At 61.0% G+C, this 13,315-nt stretch carries 13 protein-coding genes; 5 read left to right on the top strand and 8 right to left on the bottom strand.

Annotation, left to right across the window (positions count from 1 at the left end; translation table 11 throughout):
• Positions 1-238 precede the first annotated feature (238 nt).
• From gpsA to GWQ27_RS13605, 3 genes are read right to left on the bottom strand one after another with little or no spacing between them, the layout of a single operon-like run.
• Complete coding sequence (gene gpsA / locus GWQ27_RS13595) at positions 239-1,243, bottom strand: NAD(P)H-dependent glycerol-3-phosphate dehydrogenase (protein ID WP_005319805.1); 1,005 nt, start codon at positions 1,241-1,243, stop codon at positions 239-241.
• Positions 1,244-1,245: 2 nt separating this feature from the next.
• Positions 1,246-1,716 carry a protein-export chaperone SecB gene (gene secB, locus GWQ27_RS13600; RefSeq protein WP_005319808.1) on the bottom strand — a complete coding sequence of 157 codons (471 nt, stop codon included), beginning with the start codon at positions 1,714-1,716 and terminating at the stop codon, positions 1,246-1,248.
• Positions 1,717-1,763: 47 nt separating this feature from the next.
• On the bottom strand, positions 1,764-2,195 hold the full coding sequence (locus GWQ27_RS13605; protein ID WP_005319811.1) for a rhodanese-like domain-containing protein: 432 nt from the start codon (positions 2,193-2,195) through the stop codon (positions 1,764-1,766).
• Positions 2,196-2,520: 325 nt separating this feature from the next.
• Between GWQ27_RS13605 and gpmM the strand changes: the two genes are divergently transcribed.
• Both gpmM and GWQ27_RS13615 read left to right on the top strand, forming a co-directional pair.
• The gene (gene gpmM / locus GWQ27_RS13610) at positions 2,521-4,050 is read left to right on the top strand and encodes a 2,3-bisphosphoglycerate-independent phosphoglycerate mutase (protein WP_021141093.1); all 1,530 of its coding nucleotides are present in this window, start codon (positions 2,521-2,523) and stop codon (positions 4,048-4,050) included.
• Positions 4,051-4,059: 9 nt separating this feature from the next.
• Positions 4,060-5,466 (top strand): peptidoglycan DD-metalloendopeptidase family protein, encoded by a 1,407-nt coding sequence (locus GWQ27_RS13615; protein ID WP_275907563.1) that lies wholly within the window; start codon positions 4,060-4,062, stop codon positions 5,464-5,466.
• Between the two features lie 116 nt (positions 5,467-5,582).
• On the opposite strand, the gene GWQ27_RS13620 is transcribed toward GWQ27_RS13615, so the two are convergent.
• The gene (locus tag GWQ27_RS13620; protein ID WP_059112757.1) at positions 5,583-6,233 is read right to left on the bottom strand and encodes a Qnr family pentapeptide repeat protein; all 651 of its coding nucleotides are present in this window, start codon (positions 6,231-6,233) and stop codon (positions 5,583-5,585) included.
• 89 nt (positions 6,234-6,322) lie between these two features.
• On the opposite strand from GWQ27_RS13620, the gene GWQ27_RS13625 reads away from it, so the two are divergent.
• Both GWQ27_RS13625 and GWQ27_RS13630 read left to right on the top strand, forming a co-directional pair.
• Positions 6,323-7,330, top strand: a complete 1,008-nt coding sequence (locus GWQ27_RS13625; protein ID WP_111589608.1) for a substrate-binding domain-containing protein — start codon at positions 6,323-6,325, stop codon at positions 7,328-7,330.
• A 115-nt stretch (positions 7,331-7,445) separates the two neighbouring features.
• Complete coding sequence (locus GWQ27_RS13630) at positions 7,446-7,835, top strand: nuclear transport factor 2 family protein (protein WP_111589609.1); 390 nt, start codon at positions 7,446-7,448, stop codon at positions 7,833-7,835.
• Here the strand turns inward: GWQ27_RS13630 and GWQ27_RS13635 are convergent.
• From GWQ27_RS13635 to GWQ27_RS13650, 4 genes are all read right to left on the bottom strand, one after another.
• Positions 7,824-8,516 (bottom strand): AraC family transcriptional regulator, encoded by a 693-nt coding sequence (locus GWQ27_RS13635; protein ID WP_111589610.1) that lies wholly within the window; start codon positions 8,514-8,516, stop codon positions 7,824-7,826. The two genes, GWQ27_RS13630 and GWQ27_RS13635, sit on opposite strands and share 12 nt — an antisense overlap.
• Before the next feature lie 136 nt (positions 8,517-8,652).
• Positions 8,653-9,294 carry a bifunctional 4-hydroxy-2-oxoglutarate aldolase/2-dehydro-3-deoxy-phosphogluconate aldolase gene (locus GWQ27_RS13640; RefSeq protein WP_111589611.1) on the bottom strand — a complete coding sequence of 214 codons (642 nt, stop codon included), beginning with the start codon at positions 9,292-9,294 and terminating at the stop codon, positions 8,653-8,655.
• 9 nt (positions 9,295-9,303) lie between these two features.
• Positions 9,304-11,100 (bottom strand): phosphogluconate dehydratase, encoded by a 1,797-nt coding sequence (gene edd / locus GWQ27_RS13645; RefSeq protein ID WP_275907564.1) that lies wholly within the window; start codon positions 11,098-11,100, stop codon positions 9,304-9,306.
• The gene (locus GWQ27_RS13650) at positions 11,097-11,606 is read right to left on the bottom strand and encodes a gluconokinase (protein WP_275907565.1); all 510 of its coding nucleotides are present in this window, start codon (positions 11,604-11,606) and stop codon (positions 11,097-11,099) included. Before GWQ27_RS13650 ends, edd begins: the two co-directional genes overlap by 4 nt.
• A 245-nt stretch (positions 11,607-11,851) precedes the next feature.
• On the opposite strand from GWQ27_RS13650, the gene gntU reads away from it, so the two are divergent.
• A complete protein-coding gene (gene gntU / locus GWQ27_RS13655) occupies positions 11,852-13,192 on the top strand; it encodes a gluconate transporter (RefSeq protein WP_058395586.1) in 1,341 nt (446 codons plus the stop codon).
• Positions 13,193-13,315 lie beyond the last annotated feature (123 nt).

The following is a 13,315-nucleotide window of genomic DNA, read 5'->3' on the forward strand; positions in this document are numbered from 1 at the left end:
CAGTGGCGATCATCCATCAGGGTTGATCCCCTCTGACCGCATATGAAAAGGCCCCGCCAATCTGGCAGGGCCTTTTGCTATCCGACGAACCGAATGAGCCTATCTCAGTAGGCGTCGTTGTTGACGGCAGTTTGAACACGGACAGCGCGCAGAAACCGGAGCGTATAGGCATACGTGAGGATTTCGAGCGCTGCCCAGGTTCAAAATGGCTAATAAAACAGCCTAATGGGATTTGCTCTTATTCATCGCGCTTGTCCCGGCTTAGCAGAGCAATCGCGGCTTCTTTCGGGTTCTTGCCCTGGTAGAGCACCTGGAAGATCTGCTCGCAGATGGGCATCTCGACGCCACAACGGGCCGCCAGCAGATGCACCTCCTTGGTGTTGCGATAACCTTCCACCACCTGGCCGATCTCGGCCATGGCAGTCTCCACCGCCTTGCCTGCACCTAGAGCCAGACCGAAACGACGGTTGCGGGACTGGTTGTCGGTACAGGTGAGCACCAGATCCCCGAGCCCCGCCATCCCCATGAAGGTTTTGGCATCGGCACCCAGCGCCGCACCGAGACGCTGCATCTCCACCAAGCCTCGGGTGATGAGCGCAGTTCTGGCGTTCGCGCCAAAGCCCAGACCATCAGAGAGACCGGCACCGATGGCGATGACGTTCTTGACCGCACCACCCAGTTGCAGGCCGACGAAATCCGGATTGGTATAAACCCGGAACGAACGGCCGCAGTGCAGCAGATGGGAAAGCTCATCGGCAAAGTCGTCGTGAGTCGACGCCACCGAGATGGCGGTCGGCAGACCGGCGGCCAGCTCCTTGGCAAAGGTGGGGCCCGAGATCACGGCCAGCGGAATAGTCTCCCCCAGCACATCACGGGCCACATCCTGCAGCAAACGGCCGCTGTCAGGTTCAAGCCCCTTGGTGGCCCAGGCGATACGGGTATCGGGGCGCAAGAAGGGTTTGACCTGGCTCAGCACCTGGCCGAACACATGGCTCGGCACCACCAGCAGCAGGACGGGAGCGGCTTGTACCGCCCGTTGCAAATCGGCGGTCAGTTGCAGATCCGCTGGAAAAGGGACATCAGGCAAAAAGGCCTTGTTGCAGCGGTCGTGTTCCAGCTCGGCGACATGGGCAGGGTCGTGACCCCACAGCAGGGTCGGATGACCGTTGCGCGCCAGAGAAATGGCAAGGGCGGAGCCATAAGACCCCGCCCCCAAGACCGAGATAGCGATCTGGTCAGCCATTATCAGGCTTCCGCAGTCGCCTGTTGGGCCTGTGCTTGCGCCATGTGCTGGGCAAACAGGGCATCGAAGTTGACCGGTGCCAGGTTCAGCTGCGGGAAGGAGCCCTTGCTCACCATGTTGGCCACGGCTTCGCGGGCATAAGGGAACAGTATGTTCGGGCAGAAGGCGGCCAGGCAGTGAGCCAGTTGCGGCTCCGGCAGGTTGCCTATGGTGAAGATACCGGCTTGCTGTACTTCACACAGGAAAGCGGTCTCGGTTTCCAGCTTGCAGGTCACGGTCAGGGTCAGTACAACCTCGTACACGCCATCAGCCAGGATGTTGGTCTTGGTGTCCATGTCCAGCTTGACGTCCGGCTGCCACTCTTTCTGGAAGATGTGCGGGGTATTCGGGGCTTCGAAAGAGACATCCTTGGTGTAGACACGCTGGATGTGGAATTCCGGTTGCACTTCCTGGTTGTTGATTTCGTCAGCCATTTCGTTTGATTCCTTTTTAAGATAATGAGTGGGCGCAGGCCCTTAAATCAGCGTTTTTTGGTCACCGGCAGATTATCTGCACGCCACTGGGCCATGCCACCGCTGAGCACATACACCTGCTTGAAACCGGCCTTGCTCAGTTGGCGACCCGCGCCACCAGCGGTCATCCCCGACTCGCACACAACTATGATGGGGGCATCTTTATGCTTTTCAACCGGGCCCAGATTATTGCTCTGGATCTGGCTGAGCAACAGGTGCTGGGCACCGGCCAGATGACCCTTGGCAAACTCTTCCTGACTGCGAATATCCACCACGGTGGCATTTTCACGGTTGATCAGCAGGGTAGCCGTGTGGTTGTTCACCGTCTTCACCGGAGAAAAACGAGCACGCACGCTGGTGTAAACCAGGGTGCCTGCCAGGCCGAACCAGGCTGCGGTCAGCAGCGGGTTACGGGCCGCAAAATCCAAATACTCTTGCATCTTCTACTATCCAGGGACCAAGACAAGGGCCCGAGTATACATGGTGACCCCACCAAGATCAGCCATCTTGGCGGCAAAGCGGGAGCGGGCTCCCATCAGGCGGGACCTCCATAACGGATCGGCATAAAAAGTGGCATCCAGTCTCTTGGGGCGAGGATTCGTCGAGTGAAGGGACAAGCCGGCGACAAAGGGGAAACAGGCTGGCAACAGTCCGCGGCGGGTGTTGGCAAGGGCTTGGCTATCAGGTGACTATTTCGGCAGATGTAGTAATATTACGCTAGTTTCACTTCCCGCAATTCATTCCTATCCGAGAGGACATAGCCTTATGTCAACAGCTAAGAAACCTTTGGTTCTGGTCATCATGGACGGTTGGGGCTACAGCACCAAGCAAGAGCACAACGCCGTCGCTGCCGCCAAGACTCCCAACCTCGACCGTCTCGCCCGTGACTACACCAGCACACTGATCTCCGGCTCCGGCCTGGATGTGGGTCTGCCGGATGGTCAGATGGGTAACTCCGAAGTGGGCCACGTCAACATAGGTGCCGGTCGCATCGTCTATCAGGAACTGACCCGCATCTCCAAAGAGATCAAGGACGGCGACTTCTTCCAGAACGTCGAACTGGCCAAGGCTGTCGATTCCGCCGTGACCAAGGGCAAAGCCGTTCACATCATGGGTCTGATGTCCCCGGGTGGCGTACACAGCCACGAAGAGCACATCATGGGCATGATCGAGATGGCAGCCAAACGTGGCGCCGAGCAGATCTACTTCCACGCCTTCCTGGATGGCCGCGACGTCCCGCCGCGCTCCGCCCAGTCCTCCATCGAACAGTTCGATGCCCTGTTTGCCCGTCTGGGCAAGGGTCGTTTCGCCTCCATGATCGGCCGCTACTTCGCCATGGATCGTGACAACCGCTGGGATCGCGTGCAGCAAGCGTATGACCTGATGACTCAGGGCAAGGGCGAGTTCACCGCCGACAGCGCCAGCGAAGCCCTGGCCGCCGCCTATGCCCGCGACGAGAACGACGAGTTCGTCAAGGCCACCCGCATCGGTGCTGCCGCCCCCATGCAGGATGGCGATGCCCTGATCTTCATGAACTTCCGTGCCGACCGCGCCCGTGAAATCACCCGCGCCTTCGTTGACAGTGACTTCACCGGCTTTGCCCGTGCAGCCACCCCTGCTCTGAACTTCGTGATGCTGACCGAATACGCGGCCGACATCAAAACTGCCTGTGCCTACCCGCCGACTGCCCTGGTGAACACCCTGGGTGAGTGGCTGGCCAAGCAGGGCAAGACCCAGCTGCGCATCTCCGAAACCGAGAAGTACGCCCACGTCACCTTCTTCTTCAACGGTGGCGAAGAGTCCTGCTTCACCGGTGAAGACCGCGAGATCGTGGCCAGCCCGAAAGTGGCGACTTATGACCTGCAGCCGGAAATGAGCTCCGAAGAGCTGACCGACAAGCTGGTTGCTGCCATCAAGAGTGGCAAGTACGACACCATCATCTGCAACTACCCGAACGGCGACATGGTCGGCCACACCGGCGTATTCGATGCGGCCGTCAAAGCCTGTGAAGCCGTTGACCACTGCGTCGGTCGCGTCACCGAGGCCCTGGCCGAAGTAGGCGGCGAATGCCTGATCACCGCCGACCACGGCAACGCCGAGAAGATGCTGGACGAAGAGACCGGTCAGGCTCACACAGCCCACACCAACCTGCCGGTTCCCCTCATCTATTTCGGTCGCAAGGCCGAGGTGCTTGAAGGTGGCAAACTGTCCGATCTGGCCCCGACCATGCTGACCCTGATGGGTCTTCCTGTGCCGCCGGAAATGACTGGCAAGCCCCTGATGATTCTGAAATAATCCTTCCCCATGCGGGGATGCGAAGTGATTTCAAACAAAACCAGTCGCGTCGGCCTGTTGGTCGGCGCGCTGTTTTTTTGCCTGTCGTTTATCGCGGGCAAGGCCCTGGCTGCCAACCAGCAGCTCGGCACCATGCAGTCCCAGATAAAGGAACAGCAGAAAACCATCAAGCTCAGCAAGCAAGAGCTGACCAAACTCAATACTCAGCTCAAGGCTGACGAGCAGGCCATTTCGGCCGCAGCGGCCAAGCTCGAGCAGACCAAGCAACAGCTGAAAAAAAACCAGCAAAAGCTGGTAAGCCTGCAACAGGACAAGCTGGATCTGGAACAACAGGCAAAGCATCAGAAGCAGTTGCTGGCCAAGCAGGCGGAAAGCGCCTTCCAGGCGGGCAACCACGATTACCTCAAACTGCTGCTCAACCAGCAGGATCCGGCCAAACTGAGCCGCTCTCTCGACTACTACGACTATCTCAACAAGGCCCGCATCGAGGCCATCGAAGCCCTGCGCGCAACCCGCACCAAGCTGGCAAAAAACCAGCAGGCCACCAAAGAGACCGAGAGCAAGCTGCAATCCTTGCTGAGCGAACAGCAGCAACATCACCAGAGCCTGTTGGCCAGCCAGCAGAGCCGTGCCAAGGTGCGCAACCAGTTGCAACAGTCGGTGCAAAACGACGAGCTGAAGCTGACCAGGCTGGTCAAGGCAGAAAAGGCCCTGAAAGCCAGGCTGGAAGAGCTTCGCCGCCAGCGGGAAGAGCAGGAGCGTCGCGAACGGGCCGAGCGGGAACGGCTGGCCAAGCTGAAAGCCGAGCAGGAACGCCAGCGCCGTCTTGAGGCCCAACGACTGGCCGCCGAACAGAAGCGGATTGCAGAACAACAGCGGATCGCGGCTCAGCAGCAGAAGGTCGGCGAGCAGCAACGGCTCGCCGCCGAGCAGCAGAGAGTCGCCGAACAACAAGACAGGGTGGCGGAGCAGCAAGCTGCCGCGCGCAGCAGCAGCGCCAAGGCAAGCAGTGGCGGCTACGGCGGTCTCAAGACCAACGGCAGCCTGCGCTGGCCGGTGCAGGGACCCATCCTCATCTCCTATGGCTCGCCCCGTACCGCCCAACTCAAATGGAAGGGCACCCTGATCGGTGCCAGCGAAGGTACCCAGGTCAAGGCGGTGGCACCGGGCCAGATAGTCTACGCCGACTGGCTGGACGGTTTTGGCATGTTGCTGGTGATCGACCATGGCCGTGGCTATATGAGCCTCTATGGTCACAATCAGTCGCTGCTGCGCCAGGTTGGCCAGAATGTGGAACAGGGCGAACCTGTGGCTCTGGTCGGTGACAGTGGCGGCCAGGACAGACCCGGCCTCTACTTCGAGATCCGCTATCAGGGTGAGGCAATCAATCCGACAAAATGGTTGGCAAAAAGCTGATGTGATCCGGGCTCGGTCCAGATGACAAACAGCCTGCATTACGCAGGCTGTTTTTATCGCAGCATTCACCGCAGCTCAGTGCCAGATGGTGGAAATTTACCTCTTTTCCGAAACCTTCAAGGAAACACCACCAGACCTATCTGCTCCAGCAAACCCTGTTGCTGCTCTTCATTGATCTGCACGCCGTCCAGGTTGATCCGGCGCAGATCCAACCCGGGCAGATCGCACTGGCGCAGATCACAGCCCTGCAGGTTGAAGCTGGCCCAGTCTATCTGGCCAAACTCGGAGCCACTCAGATCAGATCCCGCCAACGAGGCCCCCAGCAGGCTGGCCCCCTGCCAGCGGTTGCCACTGAGCTCGCATCGCTCCAGCAGGCAGCCATCGAAGTTGGCGTAGCTGAAATTGTTGCCCGTAAGATGGGCCTCGCAGAAGTAGCTCTTGACGGTGATCTGGTTGGCGAAGCTGGCGTGGGCGAAATTGATGCCCATGGCCTGGCAGTCGCGCATCTCCAGCCCCAGGCACTGGCTGCGGCTGAGATCTGCCAGAGTCAGATCGCAGCGCAGAAAGCTCGCCTCCCTCAGATCGCAACCCTGCAACTGGCAGCCCAGCTCGCGCTCCCGCTCATAGAAGGTGCAGTCAACGAAGCGGCTCTCGCTCAAGTCCAGCCAGGAGAAGTTGCAGTCGACAAAGCGGCAACCATCAAACTGTTCCTCTTCCACATCCTGCTGTTCGAAACGCTTCCCCTCGAAGCACTTGCCCTTGATCATCCGAGTCATCCTCTACTGATGGCGCCATATGCTGACTTTGTTAAACAAAAACGGTAATGTTACGTGTAACATTCCTGCCGGATCCCCAGATGAACGACACCCGCAAACGCCGCCCTACCCTGCAGGACATAGCCGACCTGACCGGGGTCACCAAGATGACCGTCAGCCGCTATCTGCGCGATCCCCACGCCGTGGCCGAGGGCACCCGTGAGCGGATCGCCGCCGCAGTGGAAGAGCTGGGCTATATCCCCAACCGGGCACCTGACATTCTCTCCAACGCCACCAGCAAGGCGATCGGCATACTGATCCCCTCTCTCTCCAACCAGGTGTTTTCCGCCGTGGTACATGGCATAGAGTCGGTGACCCGGCCCGCCGGCTACCAGACACTGCTCGCTCACTACGGCTACAGCCCGGAGCGGGAAGAGGAGCAGGTGGCCTCCCTGCTCTCCTATCACGTGGACGGCCTGATCCTCTCCGACAGCCAGCACACGGAGCGCACCCGCAAGATGATCGCCACCGCCGGCATTCCTGTGGTGGAAACCATGGATCTGCCGCAAGCCCCCATCGACATGGTGGTGGGGATGGATCACAGGGCCGCCGCCCGGGCCATGGTAACAGAGATGCTGCGCCGGGGCCGACGCAAGCTGGTTTACCTGGGGGCGCGGCTCGACGTGCGCACCCAGCTGAGGATGGAGGGTTACTACCAGGCGATGGCCGATTTCGGCCTGACAGGTCAGCACCTGCTGACCGAGCAATCCTCCAGCTTCACCCTGGGTGGTCAACTGCTGGATCAGGCGCTGGTGCGCTATCCCGACCTCGATGGCCTCTTCTGTACCAATGACGACTTGGCGGTTGGCGCCCTGCTGCAGTGTCAGGCCAAGTGGATACCCGTGCCCCAGCAGATCGCCATCGCCGGCAGCAACGCCCTCGACATAGGCCATGCCATGACCCCCAAGCTGGCCAGTATCGTCACACCACGCAAGGAGATAGGCCGTGAGGCGGCGACCATGCTGCTGGCCCGACTCAGCGGCCAGCCACTGTCCGACACCCGCAAGGATATGGGCTTCTCCCTCTATGAAGGGGAGAGTCTGGGCTGACCCCCCTGCCATGATGGCGCATTTACCAGCCATGATGGCGCATCCTCCCGCCTGTTCTCTCCATCCCCTGATCTATGCTGGCCCGACATCCCGACCACATCATCAGGAGCAGAAGATGAACAACACCGAGAGATTGCAAACCTGCCTGCAACACGTGATCTGCGATCCCCGCTTTACCCTTGCTGAACTCGACCAGTGGTTCACTCCGGACTACTGCCAGCAAGTGAATGGCGAGCAGCTCGACTACGCGGCTTTCCGCCAGCACATAGCGGCACTGAGAAACCATCTGGCGTGTGCATCAATCGATTTTATCGCCGTGCTGGCGCAAGGAGATAGGGTGCACTCGACCCACGTGGTGCGGGCCACCCGTCACGATGGCCTCCCCCTCGTTTGCAAGGTGAGCGGCCTCTTTACCTTTCGCGACGGCAAGATCTGCCAGACCGACGAGGTAACCTGCCTGCTGACTGGCAGCGCGCAGGATGAGGACATAGGCTCACTGCGCTGAGTCGCACCGCATAAAGCGCTGGAAAGCGTGAGAGAAGGCACCAGGATCCTCATAGCCGAGCTGGTCGGCGATCTGCGCCAACGTGAGCCCCTGATGCTGTAGCTGACGCGCCCGTCCCATCACCACCTGCTCCCGCCACTGACGAAAGGTGCAACCCAGCTGCTGGAGAAAGAGTCGGTTGAGAGTGCGTACCGAGGCGCCGCAATCCTCTGCCAGCATCGCCAGTGCAATGTTGACTGAGGGAGCCTGACAGACCCGCTCCAGCACCCGCAGCAGGCGTGGATCGAGATTGGCTGCAAGCGCAGGCTGAGCCTCCTGCGGGACAGCGCGTGCCAGTTCGTGGCCGATCACTATCAAATAGGCCTCCCGCTCGCTTCCCTCCCCCAACTCGGCAAGACGGGCAAAGAGACCGGCCAGCAAGGGGGTCACCTGACGCAGGCCAAAAGGGGCATGCCCGGACGGCGCTGTATAGATGAGCGAGAGACGGGTGTGGCGCAGCGCGCGAAACTCGTGTTCCCAGCCCGCTGGAATAAAACAGAGCTGGCCGGCGACCAGCAGCTCGCTGGCACCGCCTCCAGTAATGACGCCGCCGCCATCGTGCATGTAGCAATACTGGGCCTGTGGATGGCAGTGCAGCGGGGTGAAGTGCCCTTGCGGGCAGGAACGATGGAGAAAGGACATGTCGGCCAGCCGGAGAGAAACCGGCCATAACCATAAGGGAGCAGGCAGCGTGCTGCAAATGGCTTTTCACCATTAGGACGACCAAAAAGCAGGCCACCCAAGGGTGGCCTGTCTGATTTTTCTGCACTACTGGCGCTTAGCGTGTAACCAGCTCGACCGCTTCGCGAGAGAGGCGAGTCACCTCCTCCCAGTTGCCACTCTTGACCGCATCGGCCGGCAGCATCCAGGAGCCGCCGACGGTGGCGACGCATTTCAGCGCCAGATAGTCGGCCACGTTTTTCGGGCCTATACCGCCGGTGGGGCAGAACTTGATCTGGGGAAGCGGTGCTGCGATGGCAGCCAGCGCCTTGGTACCGCCGTTTGCTTCGGCCGGGAAGAATTTCAGGTGGTCGTAGCCCGCTTCCAGCGCCTGCATCACTTCGGAGGCAGTGGCAACGCCCGGGATCAGCGGCGCCGTGCTGTTGGCCGCATGGGCCAGCAGCGCCGGTGTCATCCCAGGGGAGATGACGAAGCGGGCACCGGCGGCCACGGCTGCGTCAAACTGCGCGCAGTTGAGTACTGTGCCTGCACCGACCATGGCATCCGGCATCGCCTTGGCGATGAGGGCGATGGCATCGAGCGCCACCGGGGTGCGCAGTGTGATCTCGAATACCGAGATGCCGCCGTCGAGCAGCGCCTTGGCCATCGGCAGGGCCTGCTCCAAGTCGCTTATGACCATGACGGGAACCAGCGGAGAGGCGGCAAACACCTCGGCAGGGGTCACTTTCCAGTTTTGCATAACGCTTCCTTAATCAAAGATGGTGGCGCCACACTCGGCGCTCGATACCGCGCGACGCATCACGCTGAACAGTTCACGGCCCCACCCCTCTTGTTCCAGAGTGAGGTCCATCTCGGCCTGGGTACGGCCACTCAAATCGGTCAGGCAATCGAGGCAACCGTTTACCGCATCCACCCGCAGCAGATCGCCATCCTGCAACAAGCCGATGGCGCCGCCGTGCAGCGCTTCCGGGGTGACATGGATGGCAGCCGGGATCTTGCCGGAGGCGCCGGAGAGGCGGCCATCGGTAACCAGCGCCACCTTGTGGCCCGCCTTCTGCAGGTTGCCGAGCACAGGCATCAACTTGTGCAGCTCAGGCATGCCATTGGCCGCCGGGCCGTTGTGGCGCACCACGATAACGGCATCCTGATTGAGGCTGCCAGCCTTGTAGGCCGCCTCCACAGCGTGCTGGGAGGAGAAAACCCGGGCGGGCGCTTCGATAACGCGATACTCGGGCGCCACGGCGGAGACCTTGACCACGGCGCGGCCCAGATTGCCGGCCAGCAGCTTGGTGCCGCCGGTGGTCTGGAATACGGAGCCGGTCGGTGAGAGCACGCTCCCATCGCTGCTTTCACCCACCGGCTGCCATACCAGCTCGCCATCGACCAGCGCCGGGCGGCTGAGGTAATCCTGCATCTCGCCAAACACAGGGGTGGCATCCATGTGGATCAGCCCCTCTTGCGCCAGACGACGCATCAGGCCAGGCACGCCGCCCGCCTGTTCGAAGGCATTCACATCGGCCGGGCCGTTCGGGTACATGCGTACCAAGAGCGGCACCACATCGGAGAGATCGCTGATGTCGTCCCAGGTCAGGTGCAGGCCGGCGGCCCGCGCCAGCGCAACCATGTGGATGCTGTGGTTGGTGCTGCCGCCGGAGGCGAGCAGGGCCACCAGACCGTTGACCAGGGAGCGCTCATCCAGCACCTCGCTCAAGGGGCGGTAGGCAGGAGAGCCAGGGATCATGGCGCTGATGCGACGGGCGGCTTCTTCAGTGAGCGCGCGGCGCAACTCGCTGTGAGGATGGACGAAGGCGGAGCCCGGCAGCATCAGGCCCATGGCCTCAAACACCAGCTGGTTAGTATTCGCAGTGCCGTAGAAGGTACAGGTGCCCGGCGCATGATAAGCACCGCACTCCATCTCCAGCAGGGCGTCGCGGCCCAGTTCACCGGCGGCGTACTGCTGGCGCACCTTCACCTTGTCATCATTGCTGATGCCGCTGGCCATGGGGCCGGCCGGCACGAAGGCGGTGGGCAGGTGCGCGTGGGAGAGTGCCCCCATGATCTGGCCCGGGGCTATCTTGTCGCAGATGCCGAGCAGCAGGGTGGCGTCGAAGGTATTGTGGGAGAGTGACAGCGCGGTCGCCTGGGCGATGAGATCGCGGGAAAACAGGGACATGTCCATCCCCGGCTGACCCTGAGTCACGCCGTCGCACATGGCCGGTACGCCACCCGCCACCTGGGCGCTGTGACCCAGTTCGGCCAGCGCGGCCTTGATGATATCCGGGTAGCCCTGATAGGGCTGATGGGCGCTCAGCATGTCGTTGTAGGCGGTGACTATGCCGACGTTGGCGCGGGTCATGTCGAGAATGCGACCCTTCTCGTCACTGCTGCAGGCGGCTACGGCGTGGGCCAGGTTGCCGCAGGCCAGGGCGGCGCGGGTCTTGCCCTGTTCGGCCTGGCGCTGAATACGGGCCAGGAAAGCCTGGCGACGGGCGACACTGCGCTCACGAATGCGCGCAGTAACCTCGGAAATAACAATGTGTGTCATACGGCTTGCTCCAACGCTGAGACGGCGCGGTCGACCACCTGTTCGAAGGTGCCATCTATATCGATATGGAATACCCCGGCCTCGCCATCCGGACGTTCCAGCGTATCGAACTGACTTTGTACCATGCTTTCCCGCATGAAATGGCCCTTGCGTGCCCGCATCCGTTCGAGGATCAGCGGCTGATCACCGTCCAGAAACAGGAAATGCACTGACTCATTGCCCTCGCGGATCTGGTCGCGGTACTGCTTCTTGAGGGCCGAGCAGACGATCACGCCCACCTCGTTCTTCTGCTCCAGGCTGTAAGCCGCATCACGGATCCGCTCCAGCCAGGGGGCTCGATCCTCATCGTTGAGGGGGTTGCCACCCGCCATCTTCTGAATATTGGCTCTGGGGTGCAGGTCATCACCATCAATGAACTTGGCACCCAGCGCATGGGCCACCTTGAGGCCGACGCTGGACTTGCCGCTACCACACACACCCATCACGATAATGCTCTTGCCCGCCATTGTTTGACCTCTATCCCATTTTTCAAAAATCGTGCTGCTGATGGGTTCTAACTTAGCACGTTACCGGTAACATGTTACCGGTAACAACAAGAAATGTGAAGTCTGCCACAGACTGAACGAACTCACAGTCACCTGGGCAATCGACCTTGAGCCCTGGCCATAAATCTAAATAAATCATAAAGATATGGTCTGCTGACGGATCGGCAGGGTGTCGATACTGAACTTGGAACAAGGAACGCACAACAATGTCTGACCTCTCCCTGATCATGACGGCCGCGGGCTCCATAGTGCTGCTGCTCTTTCTGGTGATGAAGGCCCGCCTGCACGCGGTCGTCTCCCTCATTCTAGTCTCCATGGTGGCCGGCCTCGCCGCCGGCATGAACCCGGCGGAGATCGCCACTACCATCCAGAAAGGGATGGGTGGCACCCTGGGCTTCGTCGCCGTCGTGGTGGCACTGGGCGCCATGTTTGGCAAGGTGATGGAAGTCACCGGCGCCCTCGACCGGGTGGCCCATACCCTGCTCGGTACCTTCGGCGTCAAGCGCGCCAACTGGGCCATGTCACTGACTGGCTTCGTCTGCGCTCTGCCGCTCTTCTTCGACGTCGCCGTAGTGCTGCTGATCGGGGTGGCCTTTGCCATTGTCCGCCGTGGCGGTGGCAGCGTGGTGAAGATAGGCATAGCGCTGCTGGCGGGCATCGCCACCTGCCAGGCCTTCCTCATCCCCGCGCCGGGCCCCATTCTGGTGGCGTCCCAGCTGGGGGCCGATTTTGGCTACATGATACTGTTCGGTCTGATCGCCGCCGTGCCAGCACTGATCCTGGCGGGCCCCCTGTTCGGCGACCTGATCAGCAAGGTGGTGGATGTGCCGCTCCCTGCCGATGCCCAGAGCAGCGCCCATGACGATAGCAAGACTCTCCCCTCCTTCGGACTGGCCATGGGCCTGATCGGTCTGCCGCTGCTGATGATTGGCCTCAAGACCATAGTCGGCCGCTTCGTCGAGGCAGGATCCACCCTGCATAACTGGCTGGAGTTCGTCGGCCACCCCTTCACCGCCATCATGGTCGCCTGTTTGGCCGCCTTCTATCTGCTGGGGGTGCGCCGCGGCATGTCCCGTGACGAGGTGATGAACGTCTGCAACAGCGCCATCCAGCCTGCCGGCGTCATCATACTGGTGACCGGTGCCGGTGGCGTCTTCAAGCAGGTACTGGTGGATTCCGGTGTGGGCGCAGCCCTTGGCAACATGCTGGCAGACTCCGGCCTGCCCATAGTCGCGCTGGCCTTTATCCTGGCGGCGGCCGTGCGAGTCATTCAGGGTTCTGCCACCGTCGCCATGCTGACCGCCTGCGGCCTGCTGCTGCCCATGCTGGAACCGCTCGGTCTGAATGGAGCCCAGCTGGCGGCCGTGACCATCGCCATCGGCGGCGGGGCCATAGTGCTCTCCCACGTCAACGACTCGGGTTTCTGGCTGGCCAACCGCTACCTCGGCCTCTCCGAGAAGCAGACCCTGCAAACCTGGACAGTGATGGAGACCATCATAGGCACCACGGGTGGCGTCATGGCGATGATTATCTACAGCTTCCTTTGAACATAACCGCTGTCAAAAAGGCCTCCGATGTGAGGCCTTTTTCATCTTTATGACGATTCTTTCTTTGGCTAACAGGTTGAGGTTGCTAGAATCGCCTATCCATCGCTCCGAGTGGAACGCTTA

The sequence above is a fragment of the Aeromonas sp. 5HA1 genome, assembly GCF_029237245.1.
GTDB classification, from domain to species: Bacteria; Pseudomonadota; Gammaproteobacteria; order Enterobacterales; family Aeromonadaceae; genus Aeromonas; species Aeromonas salmonicida.

Coding starts and splice junctions, on each gene's coding strand:
- gpsA (WP_005319805.1), bottom strand. CDS start 1,243: ATGGCTGACCAGATCGCTATCTCGGTCTTGGGGGCGGGGTCTTATGGC.
- secB (WP_005319808.1), bottom strand. CDS start 1,716: ATGGCTGACGAAATCAACAACCAGGAAGTGCAACCGGAATTCCACATC.
- GWQ27_RS13605 (WP_005319811.1), bottom strand. CDS start 2,195: ATGCAAGAGTATTTGGATTTTGCGGCCCGTAACCCGCTGCTGACCGCA.
- gpmM (WP_021141093.1), top strand. CDS start 2,521: ATGTCAACAGCTAAGAAACCTTTGGTTCTGGTCATCATGGACGGTTGG.
- GWQ27_RS13615 (WP_275907563.1), top strand. CDS start 4,060: ATGCGGGGATGCGAAGTGATTTCAAACAAAACCAGTCGCGTCGGCCTG.
- GWQ27_RS13620 (WP_059112757.1), bottom strand. CDS start 6,233: ATGATCAAGGGCAAGTGCTTCGAGGGGAAGCGTTTCGAACAGCAGGAT.
- GWQ27_RS13625 (WP_111589608.1), top strand. CDS start 6,323: ATGAACGACACCCGCAAACGCCGCCCTACCCTGCAGGACATAGCCGAC.
- GWQ27_RS13630 (WP_111589609.1), top strand. CDS start 7,446: ATGAACAACACCGAGAGATTGCAAACCTGCCTGCAACACGTGATCTGC.
- GWQ27_RS13635 (WP_111589610.1), bottom strand. CDS start 8,516: ATGTCCTTTCTCCATCGTTCCTGCCCGCAAGGGCACTTCACCCCGCTG.
- GWQ27_RS13640 (WP_111589611.1), bottom strand. CDS start 9,294: ATGCAAAACTGGAAAGTGACCCCTGCCGAGGTGTTTGCCGCCTCTCCG.
- edd (WP_275907564.1), bottom strand. CDS start 11,100: ATGACACACATTGTTATTTCCGAGGTTACTGCGCGCATTCGTGAGCGC.
- GWQ27_RS13650 (WP_275907565.1), bottom strand. CDS start 11,606: ATGGCGGGCAAGAGCATTATCGTGATGGGTGTGTGTGGTAGCGGCAAG.
- gntU (WP_058395586.1), top strand. CDS start 11,852: ATGTCTGACCTCTCCCTGATCATGACGGCCGCGGGCTCCATAGTGCTG.